The 942-nt window shown below is 58.0% G+C and carries 3 tRNA genes and 1 pseudogene; all 4 read left to right on the top strand.

The features are described from left to right. Nucleotides 1-512: 512 nt before the first annotated feature. Nucleotides 513-598 (top strand) — tRNA-Tyr (locus tag ACTJK4_RS25110). Between the two features lie 56 nt (nt 599-654). Further along, nucleotides 655-728: transfer RNA gene (locus ACTJK4_RS25105), tRNA-Gly, on the top strand. A 19-nt stretch (nt 729-747) separates the two neighbouring features. Beyond that, nucleotides 748-822, top strand: a tRNA-Thr gene (locus tag ACTJK4_RS25100). Nucleotides 823-865: 43 nt separating this feature from the next. Continuing rightward, nucleotides 866-942 (top strand): annotated as a pseudogene (locus tag ACTJK4_RS25095) (GTP-binding protein); the annotation flags it as partial.

Here is a 942-nt window from a genome sequence, read left to right as displayed (position 1 = left end):
GTGTGAAAGTAGGTCATCGCCAGGCTCTCCCTTCAACACCCCAGCTCCCTTCAAAGAGCTGGGGTGTTTGTCTTTGCGCGGCTCATTCCGATACACCTTTCCAAACGCGCTGTCACTCGTCGAGCTGCGCGCCAGCACGCACGCTCGGCCGTCAATTCATAGCAAAAAGCTCACAACGGAGGCTCTAGCCGTTGCGGGAGGATGCGTTCGCGCAGTCGGCTAGCCCGTGTGCCTGCGCCCCGCCATCGAGTGTCCCGCAGCTTCACGGTGGCAACTCGCTGGGGCTTCTGTCTTTCGATACTCCGCCGGTCGACCCCATTGCCACTTTCGACGAAGGTTCGGCAAGCGCCTCTATCGGCGCCGTGGGGTGCATATCCGCGTGCCGTGGCCACGCTGATCAGTCGAATGTCGTGGCCTATAAGGATGAGAGCATCAATGCTCGAAATCTCGCGATTTCATCAAGCAATGCTTGACAGGGTGGCCTGATGGTCCCATAATCGCAAGTTCTCTTTGGAGAGGTGCCCGAGTGGCTAAAGGGGGCAGACTGTAAATCTGTTGGCTTACGCCTACGTTGGTTCGAATCCAACCCTCTCCACCAGAATTAAGCAGTGAGTTCGGCCGCGAGGCCGGGCGGCAAGGGAAGAAGTAACCCGGGCGGGTGTAGCTCAATGGTAGAGCAGAAGCCTTCCAAGCTTACGACGAGGGTTCGATTCCCTTCACCCGCTCCATTCACTGTTCGCAAGTTTTGCCCATGTGGCTCAGTGGTAGAGCACTCCCTTGGTAAGGGAGAGGTCGGCAGTTCGATCCTGCCCATGGGCACCACGCATCCACCAACGCAAATCGCTACCGAGACAGGAGTCGCGACATGGCAAAGGAAAAGTTCGAGCGGACCAAGCCGCACGTGAACGTTGGTACGATTGGTCACGTTGACCACGGCAAGAC

Source organism: Ralstonia sp. 22111, from assembly GCF_052045895.1.
GTDB classification, from domain to species: domain Bacteria; phylum Pseudomonadota; class Gammaproteobacteria; order Burkholderiales; family Burkholderiaceae; genus Ralstonia; species Ralstonia wenshanensis.
This window is presented reverse-complemented; position numbering and strand designations above follow the sequence as displayed.